Here is a 13,271-nt window from a genome sequence, read left to right as displayed (position 1 = left end):
TCCCCAAGCCGCGTCGCAGCATCAACGCCGCTGGCCGAAGTGTCCGCCCAGCGGACGGATCGGCCTAGACGTCGACCGGAATGGCCGCAGCCGTCTCCTGAAGCTGCGCTGCAAATTGCGCAATTGCCTCGTCGATCCGCAGCGCCGAGCGAATCCAGATGATGGAGATGCAGCCGAAGACGGCTCCATCCCGCACGATCGGCACCGCGATCGACGCCGTCTTGGGGTTGAACTCGCCCTCGCTTCGGATCGCGTAGCGGCGCGCCTGCGTCTCGGCGATCATGCGATCGAGCCGCGCTGCATCGAGAAACGGACGGTCGTCGGCCTCGTCGATGCGGCGCAGATGATTGATGATGAGGTCCCGTTCGCGCGGCGGGCAGGCGGCGAGATAGGCCCGGCCGGCGGAGGTGCGCAGCATCGGCAGGCGCTTGCCGATCATGCCGCGGTCGATCGAGAGCGGGCTGCGCGCGTGGGTGGTCTCCTGAACGACCATCGCAGCGTTCTCATACGTGGAGAGATCGACCGGCCAGACCAGGGTCTTGCTGAGCTCGGCGAGGTAGGGCGCCGCCCCCTGGCAAATCACCACGCCGGGATCGTAGCCGTCGCCGAGGCTCAGGGCTCGCCGGGTCACCCGAAAGCGGTCATCGCTGGCACTGCGCGCGATATATCCCAGTTCCTCCAATGTCTCGAGCAGGCGGTAGACGGTTGGACGGGGCAGGTCGAGCGCACGGGCGACGTCGCCTGCGCGGATGCCGCCGGAGCGGTTGACCTCGCGCAGTACGTCAAGCCCGCGCTTGAAGGCGCGGACGCCCTCCGACTGCCGCGGCGCGCCCGGCCCCGTCCGCTCCTTGGACACTTCGCATTTCCTCCCTTGTGGTGCACGGTCCCGCGATTATCGTTGCGAACGCGAAGCGATTGCGGAACACCACGTTAAGATCGCGCGCAGCCGGTATCAAGTTCGCCGTCTTGCGGCGCGATGCCTTCTGGAGGACTTCGATGGAAATCACCGCGCTCGGCTATATCGGCATCAACTCATCGCAGCTCGACCAGTGGGGCCAGATGGCAACGGGGCTGCTCGGCATGCAGCAGGTCGATCGCGGCGGCAAGATGCGCGCTTTCCGCATGGACGACCGCAAGCAGCGGCTCATCGTCGATGGCAGCAGTGACGCAGGCCTTGCGGTGATGGGGTGGGAAGTTCCGTCCACGGCAGAGCTTGATCAATTGGCGGGACGGCTCGAAAGCCAGGGCGTCAAGGTGACGCGCGGGGCGCGCGCGCTCGCCGACGAGCGGCATGTCACCGAGCTGATCTGGTTCACTGACCCCGCGGGCAATCGGCTCGAGGCTTTCTGCGAGCCGGAACTGGCGATCGAGCCGTTCAAGCCGGGCCGCCCGATCTCGGGTTTTCGCACTGGTGCGCTCGGCATGGGGCACGTCGTGCTGAACGTGGAGGATGTCGAGCCGCTGCTGCCGTTCTATCGCGACGTGCTCGGCTTCCACGTCTCGGATTTCGGGCTGAAGCCCTATGGGTTGTACTTCTTCCACGTCAACGGCCGCCACCACAGCTTTGCGATGGTCGGCTCCGGGCGGAAGGCACTGCATCACTTCATGGTCGAGCTCGGAAGTCTCGACGATGTCGGGCAGGGCTACGATCTGGCACAGCTCGGAGAGGGCCGCGTCGCCTACACGCTGGGACGGCACACCAACGACCACATGACCTCATTCTATGTGAACACGCCGTCCGGCTTCTTCATCGAATATGGCTGGGGCGCGCGCGTCATCGATCCCGACACCTGGCAGCCGCACGAGACTTTTGACGGCCCGTCCCTGTGGGGACACGAACGGCTCCATATGCCGGAAGAGCAGCGCAAGCGCCTGCGCGACATGCGGCTGGATGCAGCGGCCCGCGGCGTCCGCGTCGCCGACCCGCGCGTGCCGCCGCTGAACTGCGCGTGGCTGGACCAGGTGGTCGCGCGCGAATGAACGTGGCGACACTGCAATAATCTGACTCTCGGGGAACAAGACTATGCTCAAGACTATTTTGCGGGCAGGCGTCGTGCTGCTCGCGCTGACGATCGCCGCCTCGGCCGAACCGATCAAGGTGACGCTGCTCGGCACCGGGGTTCCGACTCCGCGTCCGACCAGCTTCAGTGCTTCGACGCTGGTGGAGGCAGGCAACGAGAAGCTGCTGTTCGATCTCGGCCGCGGCTCGACTATGCAGCTCTACAAGCTGAAGATCCCGCTCGGCGCGATCACGGCGAGTTTCATCACCCATCTGCATTCCGACCACCTCGTCGGCCTTCCCGATATGTGGCTGACCGGCTGGCTCGCCACGCCCTGGGCGTCCCGCAAGGGACCGATGAAGCTCTATGGGCCCAAGGGCTCCGTCGCGATGGCGGAGAACCTGACAAAGGCCTTTGCCGACGACATCCGCATTCGTATCGATGACGAGCACCTCGATCCCGAAGCAATCAGATTTGCCGCAAAGGACATAGAAGCCGGGCCCGTTTACGATAGCAACGGTGTCAGGGTCTCCGCGATCGAGGTCAATCACGGCGAGAAGATCAAACCGTCGTTCGGCTACGTCGTCGAGTATGGCGGCCATAAAGTGGTTTTGTCAGGCGACACCAAGTACGATCAGCGGGTCGCGAAGGCGGCGGAGGGCGCCGATCTGCTGATCCACGAGGTCGCCGTGATCGAGCCAGAGCTGCTGGTCAGGAGTCCGGTCTACAAGGACATTCAGGCGCACCACACCTCGCCAGAGGAGGCGGGCCTGATCTTTGCGTCCGCCAGGCCAAAGCTCGCCGTATACTCCCACATTGTGTTCGGCACGGTGAAGCCCGTCGCCGACATTCCGGAGGAGCCGCTGATCCTGCGCACCCGTACGAGCTACAAGGGACCTCTGCTCGTCGGGCGCGACATGATGTCGTTCGCGATCGGCGACACGGTCGAGGCATTTGCACCCGATGGAACGCGGCTTGCGCCTTAGGCAGGTGACCGCTCAGGCTTCGCCGAGATCGGGCTCCGTCAACAGGCCCTGGCGCAGCGCGAGGCGGACCAGCTCGATGTCGGAGCCGACGCCGAGCTTGTCCTTGATCAGCGAATGCAGGTTCGCCACCGTCTTTGGGCTGACATGGAGCGTCTCGGCGATCTCGTCGGTCGTCTTCTCGGCGAGCAGCAGCCGCAGCACCTCGAACTCGCGTGCGGTGAGGACGTCGGCGGCCGAGCTTTCGCCGCCGAGCCGGCTCAGCGCCAGCTCGTGGTCGATGTCGGGGCTGATCGCGATCTTGCCGGCGAGCACGTCCATCACGGCGCGCACCAGCGTTTCCGGCGGACTGGTCTTGGTGACGTAGCCCCTCGCGCCGGCGCGGATCGCCTGCACGGCGAAGCCGGCATTCTGGTGCATGGTGAAGATGAGAATCCTTGCGCCCTTGTCCCACTGCCTGATCCGCCTGATCGCTTCGATCCCGCCGATGCCGGGCATGCTCAAATCCATGATGACGAGATCGGGCGTCTCGGATTTATACAGCCGGTAGGCCTCCGCGCCGTCGGCCGCTTCGGCAATGACACGCAGGCCCGGCTGCTTCTGGAGCACGGAGCGATAGCCTTCGCGGACCACGGAATGGTCGTCCACCAGCAGGATCGACGCATCGGCAGCACTCATGCCGCATGCTCCAGCACCTGCGGCTCGCCGGCGGCGAGCGGAATGACGACGCGCAGCGCCGAGCCCCCGTTCTGGCCGACTTCAAAGGTCATGCGGCCGCGCAGTGCGGCAACGCGCTCGCGCATGCCGAGCAGGCCCATGCCTGACTTGCTCGAGGCATCGCTGGGCCGGCCGTCATCGTCGATGGCAAGGGCGATCTCGTCGGCTGCCATCGTCAGATGCAGGCCGACCTTGGTGGCACCGGCATGCTTGGCGGCGTTGGTGAGCGCCTCCTGCACGATGCGGTAGAGGTTGGCGCTGATCGCGGCGGGCAGGGTCTCGAACGCCCCCTCGAACTGGATCGTGAAGCGCGTCTCGCCGCGGCTGCGTCCGTTCCAGCCCGCGACGAGGCCCTCGAGGCTGGCAACGAGTCCGAGCTCCTCGACATCGGGAGGCCGAAGCCGGAACAGCGCGCCGCGCAGCGTCTCCATCATGTCCGTCGCGGTCCGCGCGATACCGTCGCATTCGCCGAGCAGGGCGGGGCAGTCCTGCGCGGCGGTCTGGCGGGCGGAGGAGGCGAGCGCGCGGATCGCAGCCAGCGACTGGCCGAACTCGTCGTGCAGCTCGCGGGCGAGATGGCGGCGCTCGTCGTCCTGCAGTGCGATCAGCTTGCGCGTCAGCTCGCTGCGCTCGGCCAGCGCATTGTCGAGGCTTTCGGCGAGATGGTTGAAGCCGTCGCGAATCGCGGAGAGCTCGGCGAGATCGAACGGCGGCAGCCGCGCCGCGAGGTCGTTGGCCGCGATCCGCTCGAGGCCGGTGCAGATCAGGCGGGTGGGGCGCAGCGCGCGCGCCAGCGCCGCGTAGACCAGGAGGCACAACAGCGGCAGCGCGATCGCCAGCGCAATCATCAGACGGCCGGCCTCGTGCCAGGCCTCCGCCGTCTGCACCGCGGGATCGACCGACACCACGGTCTCACCGAGCTTGGCGCCGCGCACGATCACGGGCCGCGCCGCCTCGCGGCCTGGGTCGAACAGGCTGCGATAGAAAGCGGTAAAGGCCTGCGGCGGCGGGCTCGCCGGAGCCGGCGCACCGCTGCAGAACCGCTGCAGCATCTCGCCGCTCGCGCCGCGGAAGGCCAGGCAGAGGCCGGGGGTCATCACATAGGCGGCGACGGGGTCGAGGTTGGGGAAGTCGCGCGGACCGGCCACCCACTGGATCTTGCCTTGCTGCAGCTCCAGCGATTTCGCCACGATCGCGGCGATGCTGTCGATGCGCGCATGGGCGTCGCGGTCGGCGGCAATCAGGAAATAGGCGGAGATCGCGGCGAAGCAGGCAGCCGTTATGGCGGCCACGCGCAACGTCAGACGGACCTTGAGATCGAACCTCGGGCGGTTCCACATCGGGGGAGCACCTTGCGCGAACGGTTTTGTCGCCTCTGCATTAAACGGCAGAACGCCAGCCACGCAAAGCACCACGCGTTACCGCAGTGCAATGTCGTGAAATTTTCCCGGGGCTCGCCGGGACGCCGGCCGTTGCAGGGCCCCGGCCTGCCGCGGAGATTTTGCGAACCGCTTGTTCTCGCGAGGCCCCGCTCATGCACCTCTCCCGATCGATCCTTCCTGCTCTGCTCCTCTTCGTCCTGCCGTGTGCGCCGGCTGCCGCCGAGGCCGCCATCGGCGTTGCCATGGACGATTTCAGCTATACCGACACGTCGGCCGAGCCGGCCAACCAGACCGCGGCCCACGAGCGGCGGCTGTCCGCGTTCATGGCCGCGCTCAGGCGGGATATTGGCGAGGGCGGGCGCTACCGGCTGGTGGCCTCGGCCCAGGACGGGGCCGCGTTCAAGGTGATCGGCGGCATCCAGAAGACGAGCACGCTGGTGCAATGGGCCAAGATCGCGGTGATCGACGTCGGCGCCAGGAAGCTCGTGATGGACAAGCTCTACACCTTCCGCGGCGACAATGACGAATCATGGGAGCGCGCCGAGATCTTCGTCTCCCGCGAGGTCATGGCGGCGCTTGCAACGCCCGCGCCGGTTGCGCTGGCCGTGTTCGATTTCGAGCTCGAGGACATGACGGCCGCGTCAGTCGGTGCCTTGGCCGCTTCAGATGTATCGAACCTGGCCGACGTCACCGGCGGCGTGCGCGACGTCCTCGGCCAGTCCGGCCGCTACCGCATCGTCGACGTCGGCGGCGCGGGCGGCGAGGCAGTGAAGGCGCGCGCCTTGCGCGACTGCGGTGGTTGCGAGGCCGCGATTGCGAAACAGCTCGGTGCGGATCAATCGCTGATCGGCGTGGTGCGGCGGGTCAGCCGCACCGAATACACGCTCGGCTTCCAGCTGCGCGATGCCGGCACCGGCGCGGTTTTAGCGCGCGGCGACAGTGGCTTGCGCCTCGGCGCGGACTATTCCTGGAAACGCGGTGCGGTTCGGCTGGTCAGCGACCGGCTGATCGAAAGCCAGCAGGCCGCGGAAGGAGCTAGAAAGTAAGCTGCACCTTCATCGACTGCGAGCGGTCGCTGGCGAGCTCGAAGGCGGCGACCGCGTTCTCGAACGGCATGGTGGCCGTGATCAGCGGGTTGACGTCGATGAGGCCTTCGCCCATCAGCCGCACCGCGAGCTCGAACTCGGGGTCGAAGCGGAAGGTGCCGCGCAGCTGCAATTCCTTGGCGACGATGGAATTGATCGGCAGCGTCATCTCGCCGCCGAGGCCGAGCTGCACCAGCGTCGCGCCGGGCCTGAGCACGTCAAGCGCGGCGCGAAGTGCGGCCTGATTGCCGGAGGCTTCGAACAGCGTGTCGAACACGCCCTTGCCGGCGCGCCAGGGATCGAGCGCCGTGGCATCGGCCGCGACGTTGATGGCGTGCGTCGCGCCAACTTTTCGCGCAACCGCGAGCGGCGCCTCGGCGACATCGGTGACCACGATCTCGGATGCGCCGCCGAAGCGCGACACCAAAATCATCAGCGCGCCGATCGGGCCGCACCCGGTGATCAGCACGCGCTTGCCGAGCAGGGGGCCGGCCTGCTTGCCGGCGTGCAGGCACACCGCGAGCGGCTCGGCGACCGCGGCTTCCGCAAGCGAGAGCTTGTCCGCGATCGGCACGGCCTGCGTGGCGTCGACCGTGATGAATTCGCGGAAGCCGCCCTGCACATGGGGAAAGCGCATCGCGCTGCCGAGGAAGCGCATGTCGAGGCACTGGTTGCGCATGCCCTCCTGGCAATGCAGGCACATCCCGCACGGCTTGCTTGGATTGACCGCGACGCGCGTGCCCGGCTTTACCGCCGTGACGCCATCACCGACCGCAGCGACCACGCCGGCGATCTCGTGGCCCACCGCCATCGGCTGCTGGATGCGCACGACGCCGAAACCGCCGTGATGATAGTAATGCAGGTCGGAGCCGCAGATGCCGCCATTGGCGATCTTGACGCGGACCTCGCCCGGGCCGGGCGCTGGGTCGGGATAGCTGTCGATCCGCAAATCCTTGGGGGCATGGATGACGACGGCGCGCATGGCTTGCTCCTGTTCGCAGGTCACATCGCGGCGATCATGCCGCCATCGACATAGATGATCTGGCCGTTAACATAGGTTGAGGCATCCGACGCCAGGAAGATCGCGGCGCCCACCAGCTCGTCCGGCTTGCCCCAGCGCTTGGAGGGAATGCGGCCCATCAGCCAGTTGTTGAAGTCGGCGTTGCTGACCAGCGCCTCGTTCATGTCGGTCAGCATGTAGCCGGGGCCGATCGCATTGGCCGTGATGCCGTGCTGGGCCCATTCCACCGCCATCGAGCGGGTCAGGTTCTTGATGCCGCCCTTGGCCGCGGTGTAGGGCGCGATGGTGGGGCGGGCGAGCTCGCTGCCGAGCGAGCCGATATTGATGATCTTGCCGTGCTTGCGCGGGATCATGCGCTTGGCAGCTTCCCGGCCGATCACGAAGGCGCTGGTGAGGTTGGTCTCGATCACCTTGCGCCATTCGTCGGTGGTGAACTCGACCAGCGGCTTGCGGTGCTGGATGCCGGCATTGTTGACGACGATGTCGACTGCAATGCCCTTCTTGTCGAAATCGTTGAAGGTGGCGACGATGGCGGGCTCGTCGGTGACGTTGAACGCGGCACCCTCGGCCTGGTGGCCGGCGGCGCGAAACTCGGCGACGGCCTGCTCGACGCGTTTGGGATCGACGCCGTTGATGATGATCTTCGCGCCGGCCCTCGCCATGCCCTCGGCGATGGCGCGGCCGAGGCCGCGGGACGAGCCGGTGACGAGCGCGGTGCGGCCGGAGAGATCGAACAGGGAAGTGCTCATGTCGGAAGGTCCTTAGACGTTGGAGCGACGCACGATGAGATCGGAGCGCTCGAAGACGGCGGGCAGAAGGTCGACGCCAAGGCCAGGGCCTTCCATCGGGAAGACATAGCCATCCTTGATCACGGGCATCGTGGTGACGAGCTCATTGTACCAGCCCTTGTAGAAGGCGCGCACCGATTCCTGGATCAAGGTGTTGGGCTGGCTGAACGACATGTGGATGGCGGCGATGAAGCCGATCGGGCCGATGCAGTCATGAGGAGCAAAGGGGCGGTGATAGGTCTCGGCCATGGCCGCGATCTTGCGCCCTTCGGTGAGGCCGCCGGTCCAGCACAGGTCCGCCATCACCACATGCATGGCGTCGCGGTCGAGCATGTCCTTGTAGGGGAAGCGCGAGCCCAGCGTCTCGCTGGCGCAGACCCAGACGTCGGTGGAGCGGGCGTATTCAGCCAGCGCCTGCGGCGAGTTCATCCGGATCGGGTCCTCGTACCAGGTCGGTTTGTAGGGCTCGAGCGCGCGCGCGATCTGCTTGGCGGTCGGCAGATTCCACAGCGAATGGAGCTCGACCATGATCTCCATCTTGTCGCCCACCGCTTTGCGGATCTTCTCGAACGGCTCGATCGCCTGCTTCATCTGCGCGGCCGTGATGTAGAGGCCCTTGTTCTCCTGCGCCGCCGGATCGAACGGCCAGATCTTCATCGCCGAGATGCCGCTTTCGAGCAGGCTTTCGGCCAGCGCATCGGCACGGTTCATGAAGCCGTCGAGGTCTTCGTAGGGTCCCTTGGCAGCACCGAGATTCCAGTTCGAGACCGGGCTGATATTGGTGGACCGCACATATTGCGTGCCGGCGCAGGTGTTGTAGATGCGCTGCTTGTCACGGCAGAGGCCGCCGAGCATCTGGTGCACCGGCTGGCCGCAGACCTTGCCGAACAGGTCCCACAGCGCGATGTCGATCGCGGACGCCGCGCGATATTCGACGCCGGTGGAGGACTGCGCCATCGGCAGGTTGAGCATATCGCGGTGAATCGCTTCGATATGCAGGGGATTGCGGCCGAGCAGGCGGCCGGCAAAGGTGTCGTGGATCTGCGCTTCGACGGCGCCTGCGCCGTAGAAGGTCTCGCCGAGACCGATCACGCCGGTGTCGGTGTGAACGCGCACCCAGATGACGTTGGAGAATTCTTCGGTACGCAGCGTCTCGATCGACGTGATCTTCACGGTCACAATCCTCCCGTCGGGCACTTAGCGCCCTGTTGTTTGTCATCTTCGGGCCGCGCTTGGCGGCGGGGCGAGGGCAGTCTTACGCCCGCTTGTAATATATCACAACATGTTTTAAGGATGTCACAAACACGACGCCTCGGAGCGAGGCGCCCCGCCCGAGAACGCGGGTGGACGGGAGGACGACATGGCACGGCGCAAACGCGCGCTCGAAGTGGTGAGGAGCGACGACGGCGAGGGCAGGCCCTCCCGGCGCAACCGCGTCAATTTCTTCGAGCTGGCCTATCAGAAGATCGAGGAGCTCCTCGTCCATTGCGAGCTCAAGCCCGGTCAGTTCATGACCATGCTGGAATTGCAGGAGATCACCGGCTTCGGCCGCACGCCGGTGCATCACGCCGTCAACCGTCTCTCCGCCGACACGCTCATCGTCATTCGTCCGCGCCACGGCCTGCACATTGCGCCGATCGATCTGGCGCGCGAGCGCATGCTGCTGGCCTTGCGCCGCGACATGGAGCGTTTCGTGGTTCGCCTCGCGGCCGATCGCGCCAGCCTCTCGCATCGCAATCAGGCGCTGCATATCGAGCGGCTCCTGCGTGAGCGCCGCGCCAGCCTGACCCTTGACGAATTCAACAGCATCGACCGCCGCATCGACGCGCTGGTGCTGGAGGCGGCCGGCGAGCCGTTCCTGGTGCACACGCTGCGGCCGCTGCACACGCTGTATCGCCGCATCGGCTACATCCACCACCGCTTCATGCCGGGACAGGCCGATCTATCCGGCACGATCGACCATCATCTCGGCATTCTCAACGCAGTCGCCAACCGCCGCGTCGAGGACGCGGTCAAGGCGAGCGATGCACTGATCGACTACATGGGCGAGATGTTCAACGGCATGGAGGTGGGGATCGACCCGCGCCTGCTCGATTGCAGCATCGAGCCGCTGCTCGGCACGTAAAGCGCGATGAGATCAGGATGGATCGTCATCGCGCTTTAGCTTGTTGTTTGGGCATGATCCGCTCGGAAAACCGCTGCGCACTTTGCGCTAGCGCGGCCCTTCGGATCCGGATCATGCTTTGAAAGTCTTGAAGAGAGGACCAGACATGTCAACGACGGCGATGCCACAACCGACCGCGAGCGAAGCCGCGGTCCGCTACCTCATCACGAACTACAGTCCCAAGGGCAACAAGGTCGGCTGGCTGATGATGGCCTCGATCCTGGTCGAGGCCTGGGATCTCTATTCGATCGCCTTCGTGCTGATCTTCATCAAGGAGCAGTTCAATCCTGATCCGCTGATGCTGGGCCTTGCCGCGGCCGGCACGCAGGGCGGCGCCCTGATCGGTGCGCTGCTCGGCGGCTGGCTCTCCGACAAGATCGGCCGCCGCGTCATGTTCCTGGCCACGATGGTGCTGTTCATCGTGCTGGCGCTAGCGCAGGCCTTCGTGCCCGATATCACCTGGCTCATCGTGATCCGCTTCCTGCTCGGCATTCCGCTCGGTTCCGACATCTCGACCGGCTATACCTACATCATGGAATCCATGGCCAAGGGTGAGCGCGAGGTCATGGGCAACCGCTGGCAGTTCATGTTCGCGGTCGGCGAGGTGCTCACCATCGGCGTCATCGTGATCTTCCTCCTGATCGACATGAACCACGAGACGCTGTGGCGCGTGACGCTCGGCCTCGGCGCGCTGCCGGCGCTGATCATCCTGATCATGCGGCACGACGTGCCGGAGACGGCGGTGTGGCTGGTGCAGAAGGGCCGCTACCGCGAGGCCAAGCAGGTCGCGCGCGAGATGTTCAACGACAATCTCGACATGCTGCCGGACCAGGACGTCGAAGTGCCGAAAGTCTCGACCCGCGCATTCCTTGCCGACCTCAAGAAGGATCCGATCCGCTGGCGCGCCACGCTTTACGGCTGGATCGCCTGCTTCGTGCAAGCCAGCGAATTCTCGACCTTCGCGTTCTATCTGCCGGTGCTCTTCGTCATGGTCGGCGTGTCGAGCGTGCTCGGCATCAATCTGGTGACGATGGCGCTGTTCTCCTTCGCCGCTCTGTCGGGCTGGGTCGGCCCGCTCCTGACGCCGAAGATCGGTCACCGCGGCATCTCGATCGCGGGCTTCTCGATCGTGCTGGCCGCGCTGCTGGTCGCGGCCTTCGCGCTCTATACCGACAACAAGATCCTGCTGCCGTTCGCGGCCGCCGCCATGCTGTGGGGCCATTACTGGGACGCGTCGAACTGCATGACGATCCCGACCATGGTCGCCAAGCCGAAATATCGCGGCACCGCCAGCGGCTTCGCCTACATGTTCGTGAAGCTGCCGTCGTTCCTGGCGATCTTCCTGTTCCCGACGGTGTTCGCCGCGATCGGGCAGGCGAACGCCACGCTAATGGTCGCGATCTTTCCGTTGATGGGATTGCTCGCCGCGATCTTCATCCTGCCGGAAGTCTACGGCTACGAGAACGACTGACGAAGCGTTGCCCGGTCGCAACCATGGCCGCGATCGGGCTCCATTCCCAGGACTACGGGCTCAGGAAGACCGGATCAATCCCGGCGCCATGGCCGAGCAGGCCGAGCGCCTGCAACTGAGCGCTGTGCAGGTCGACCTCCACGATCGCGAACAGGGTCACCAGCACCACCACCGCGAGGAGCAGCAATGGGTGGGACGTTTCCGCCTGGCCCTGGCGTGGCGCGGTGAAACTCTGAAACGAACGACGCAGGGAAAAGCTCTGCGGCAATGCCTTTGACTGGATCTGCGTGATGGATCTCCTTGCCGCGCCCTATCAGGCTGCGCGACAAGTTGAAGTATAGCTCCGGCCTCAGCGGCGACATTGATGCGCCGCAAAGATCGCACGTTTATCGGATGGCCGCCGCCAAAGCCGCGATCAGGGCGGGCGGCGTCACCAGCAGGCCGAGCTTGAGGAACGGCCAGGCGCCGACCTCGATCTTTTCCCGGCGAAGCGCGACCAGCCAGAGGATGGTGGCGAGCGAGCCGGTCACCGACAGATTGGGGCCGAGGTCGACGCCAATCAGGATGGCGCTGACGACAGGTGCGGGCAAATGATCGCTGGCGGCGACCGAGCCGGCGACGAGACCGACCGGCAGGTTGTTGGCGATGTTGTCGGCGAGCGCGGTCGCGATGCCGACGCTCCAGGCGGCCTGCGGCACGGATTGGGCCACCGCCTGGTGCAGCAGCGCGCTGAGCTGCGCGATCACGCCGGTCTTGATCAGCACCTCCACCATGACGAACAGCCCGCCGACCAGCGGCAGCACGCTCCACGACACGCCGCGCAGCACCGGCACAGGCGACTGCCGGCTGAGCAGCAGCACGATCGCGGCCGTCACGCCGCCGCAGATGAAGGTCGGCAGGCCGAGTTGCTTGTCCAGCGCCGACGCCGTGACCAGCACGATGCCGATCGCGACGATGCCGATCGCCGTCAGCTTGCCGCCGCGGCCGAGCTCGGGATGCGGCACGCGGTGGGCAATCGTCTCCTCCTTCAGCGCGCGGTGCTGGGTCAGGCGCAGCACGATGTAGGTCAGCAGGATCGAGGCCGCCGATGGCAGGGCGAACAGGCGCAGCCATTCCGTCAGATGCGGCATCCGCGCGCCGAACACGACGAGATTGGCCGGATTGGAGATCGGCAGCACGAAGCTCGCGGCATTGGCGATGAAGGCGCAGACGAAGAGATAGGGCAGCGGTTTCGCGCCGGCCGCGCGCGTCGCGGCATAGACGGCGGGCGTCAGCACGATCGCGGTGGCGTCGTTGGAGAGCAGCACCGTCACCAGCGTGCCGACGAGATAGATCAGCAGGAACAGCCGCTGCGGCGAGCCGGCGGCATATTCCACCGCGAGCGCGGCGAGATAGTCGAACAGGCCCTCGAGCCGCGCCAGCTCGGCGATCAGCATCATGCCGATCAGGAACAGGTAGACATCGAGGCCTTTTGCGATGCCGGCGAGGGCGTCCTGCCACGGCAGCAGGCCTGATAGCACCAGCGCGCTCGCGCCGATTACGGCCCAGACCGCTTCGGGCAGGCGAAACGGCCGGATGATGACGCCTGCGGTCACGACGACGATGATGCTCCAGGCCCAGATGGCGTCAGACGGCACGTTCAGTCCTTGACGTGAAATGA

General features: G+C 65.9%; 13 protein-coding genes. 5 read left to right on the top strand and 8 right to left on the bottom strand.

What is annotated here, in order from left to right; translation table 11 throughout:
* Nucleotides 1-64 precede the first annotated feature (64 nt).
* Nucleotides 65-856, bottom strand: a complete 792-nt coding sequence (locus tag XH83_RS21135) for a DNA-binding transcriptional regulator (protein WP_194402705.1) — start codon at nucleotides 854-856, stop codon at nucleotides 65-67.
* 140 nt (nucleotides 857-996) lie between these two features.
* Between XH83_RS21135 and XH83_RS21130 the strand changes: the two genes are divergently transcribed.
* Both XH83_RS21130 and XH83_RS21125 read left to right on the top strand, forming a co-directional pair.
* Nucleotides 997-1,980 carry a VOC family protein gene (locus XH83_RS21130; RefSeq protein WP_194402704.1) on the top strand — a complete coding sequence of 328 codons (984 nt, stop codon included), beginning with the start codon at nucleotides 997-999 and terminating at the stop codon, nucleotides 1,978-1,980.
* Between the two features lie 43 nt (nucleotides 1,981-2,023).
* Nucleotides 2,024-2,986, top strand: a complete 963-nt coding sequence (locus tag XH83_RS21125) for an MBL fold metallo-hydrolase (protein WP_194402703.1) — start codon at nucleotides 2,024-2,026, stop codon at nucleotides 2,984-2,986.
* Nucleotides 2,987-2,998: 12 nt separating this feature from the next.
* Here XH83_RS21125 and XH83_RS21120 read toward each other — a convergent pair whose 3' ends face one another.
* A complete protein-coding gene (locus XH83_RS21120; protein WP_194402702.1) occupies nucleotides 2,999-3,661 on the bottom strand; it encodes a response regulator transcription factor in 663 nt (220 codons plus the stop codon).
* Nucleotides 3,658-5,040: a HAMP domain-containing sensor histidine kinase gene (locus tag XH83_RS21115; RefSeq protein WP_194402701.1), complete on the bottom strand. Its 1,383-nt coding sequence runs from the start codon at nucleotides 5,038-5,040 to the stop codon at nucleotides 3,658-3,660. The genes XH83_RS21120 and XH83_RS21115 overlap by 4 nt, the downstream gene beginning before the upstream one ends.
* A 194-nt stretch (nucleotides 5,041-5,234) precedes the next feature.
* Between XH83_RS21115 and XH83_RS21110 the strand changes: the two genes are divergently transcribed.
* Nucleotides 5,235-6,128 carry a DUF3280 domain-containing protein gene (locus XH83_RS21110; RefSeq protein WP_194402700.1) on the top strand — a complete coding sequence of 298 codons (894 nt, stop codon included), beginning with the start codon at nucleotides 5,235-5,237 and terminating at the stop codon, nucleotides 6,126-6,128.
* On the opposite strand, the gene XH83_RS21105 is transcribed toward XH83_RS21110, so the two are convergent.
* Genes XH83_RS21105 through XH83_RS21095 form a run of 3 tightly spaced genes read right to left on the bottom strand, consistent with a single transcriptional unit; the run spans nucleotide 6,118 to nucleotide 9,149 of the window.
* Nucleotides 6,118-7,149 (bottom strand): L-idonate 5-dehydrogenase, encoded by a 1,032-nt coding sequence (locus XH83_RS21105; protein ID WP_194402699.1) that lies wholly within the window; start codon nucleotides 7,147-7,149, stop codon nucleotides 6,118-6,120. The genes XH83_RS21110 and XH83_RS21105 overlap by 11 nt on opposite strands.
* 20 nt (nucleotides 7,150-7,169) lie before the next feature.
* Complete coding sequence (locus tag XH83_RS21100; protein ID WP_194402698.1) at nucleotides 7,170-7,937, bottom strand: SDR family oxidoreductase; 768 nt, start codon at nucleotides 7,935-7,937, stop codon at nucleotides 7,170-7,172.
* A gap of 12 nt (nucleotides 7,938-7,949) precedes the next feature.
* A complete protein-coding gene (locus tag XH83_RS21095) occupies nucleotides 7,950-9,149 on the bottom strand; it encodes a mandelate racemase/muconate lactonizing enzyme family protein (protein WP_194402697.1) in 1,200 nt (399 codons plus the stop codon).
* Between the two features lie 187 nt (nucleotides 9,150-9,336).
* Here XH83_RS21095 and XH83_RS21090 point away from each other — a divergent pair, with 187 nt between their 5' ends.
* Together XH83_RS21090 and XH83_RS21085 are read left to right on the top strand one after the other, a co-directional pair.
* A complete protein-coding gene (locus tag XH83_RS21090; protein ID WP_194402696.1) occupies nucleotides 9,337-10,101 on the top strand; it encodes a GntR family transcriptional regulator in 765 nt (254 codons plus the stop codon).
* 145 nt (nucleotides 10,102-10,246) lie between these two features.
* Nucleotides 10,247-11,611: an MFS transporter gene (locus XH83_RS21085; RefSeq protein WP_194402695.1), complete on the top strand. Its 1,365-nt coding sequence runs from the start codon at nucleotides 10,247-10,249 to the stop codon at nucleotides 11,609-11,611.
* A 52-nt stretch (nucleotides 11,612-11,663) separates the two neighbouring features.
* Here the strand turns inward: XH83_RS21085 and XH83_RS40230 are convergent, their stop codons facing one another.
* Together XH83_RS40230 and XH83_RS21075 are read right to left on the bottom strand one after the other, a co-directional pair.
* The gene (locus XH83_RS40230) at nucleotides 11,664-11,798 is read right to left on the bottom strand and encodes a hypothetical protein (RefSeq protein WP_256438849.1); all 135 of its coding nucleotides are present in this window, start codon (nucleotides 11,796-11,798) and stop codon (nucleotides 11,664-11,666) included.
* 199 nt (nucleotides 11,799-11,997) lie between these two features.
* Nucleotides 11,998-13,248 carry an arsenic transporter gene (locus XH83_RS21075; RefSeq protein WP_194402694.1) on the bottom strand — a complete coding sequence of 417 codons (1,251 nt, stop codon included), beginning with the start codon at nucleotides 13,246-13,248 and terminating at the stop codon, nucleotides 11,998-12,000.
* Nucleotides 13,249-13,271: the final 23 nt, after the last annotated feature.

Source organism: Bradyrhizobium sp. CCBAU 53351, from assembly GCF_015291745.1.
Taxonomy (GTDB): Bacteria; Pseudomonadota; Alphaproteobacteria; order Rhizobiales; family Xanthobacteraceae; genus Bradyrhizobium.
The sequence above is the reverse complement of the archived record's forward strand: the minus strand, read 5'-3'. Positions and strand labels throughout refer to the sequence as shown.

Coding starts and splice junctions, on each gene's coding strand:
- XH83_RS21130 (WP_194402704.1), top strand. CDS start 997: ATGGAAATCACCGCGCTCGGCTATATCGGCATCAACTCATCGCAGCTC.
- XH83_RS21125 (WP_194402703.1), top strand. CDS start 2,024: ATGCTCAAGACTATTTTGCGGGCAGGCGTCGTGCTGCTCGCGCTGACG.
- XH83_RS21120 (WP_194402702.1), bottom strand. CDS start 3,661: ATGAGTGCTGCCGATGCGTCGATCCTGCTGGTGGACGACCATTCCGTG.
- XH83_RS21115 (WP_194402701.1), bottom strand. CDS start 5,040: ATGTGGAACCGCCCGAGGTTCGATCTCAAGGTCCGTCTGACGTTGCGC.
- XH83_RS21110 (WP_194402700.1), top strand. CDS start 5,235: ATGCACCTCTCCCGATCGATCCTTCCTGCTCTGCTCCTCTTCGTCCTG.
- XH83_RS21105 (WP_194402699.1), bottom strand. CDS start 7,149: ATGCGCGCCGTCGTCATCCATGCCCCCAAGGATTTGCGGATCGACAGC.
- XH83_RS21100 (WP_194402698.1), bottom strand. CDS start 7,937: ATGAGCACTTCCCTGTTCGATCTCTCCGGCCGCACCGCGCTCGTCACC.
- XH83_RS21090 (WP_194402696.1), top strand. CDS start 9,337: ATGGCACGGCGCAAACGCGCGCTCGAAGTGGTGAGGAGCGACGACGGC.
- XH83_RS21085 (WP_194402695.1), top strand. CDS start 10,247: ATGTCAACGACGGCGATGCCACAACCGACCGCGAGCGAAGCCGCGGTC.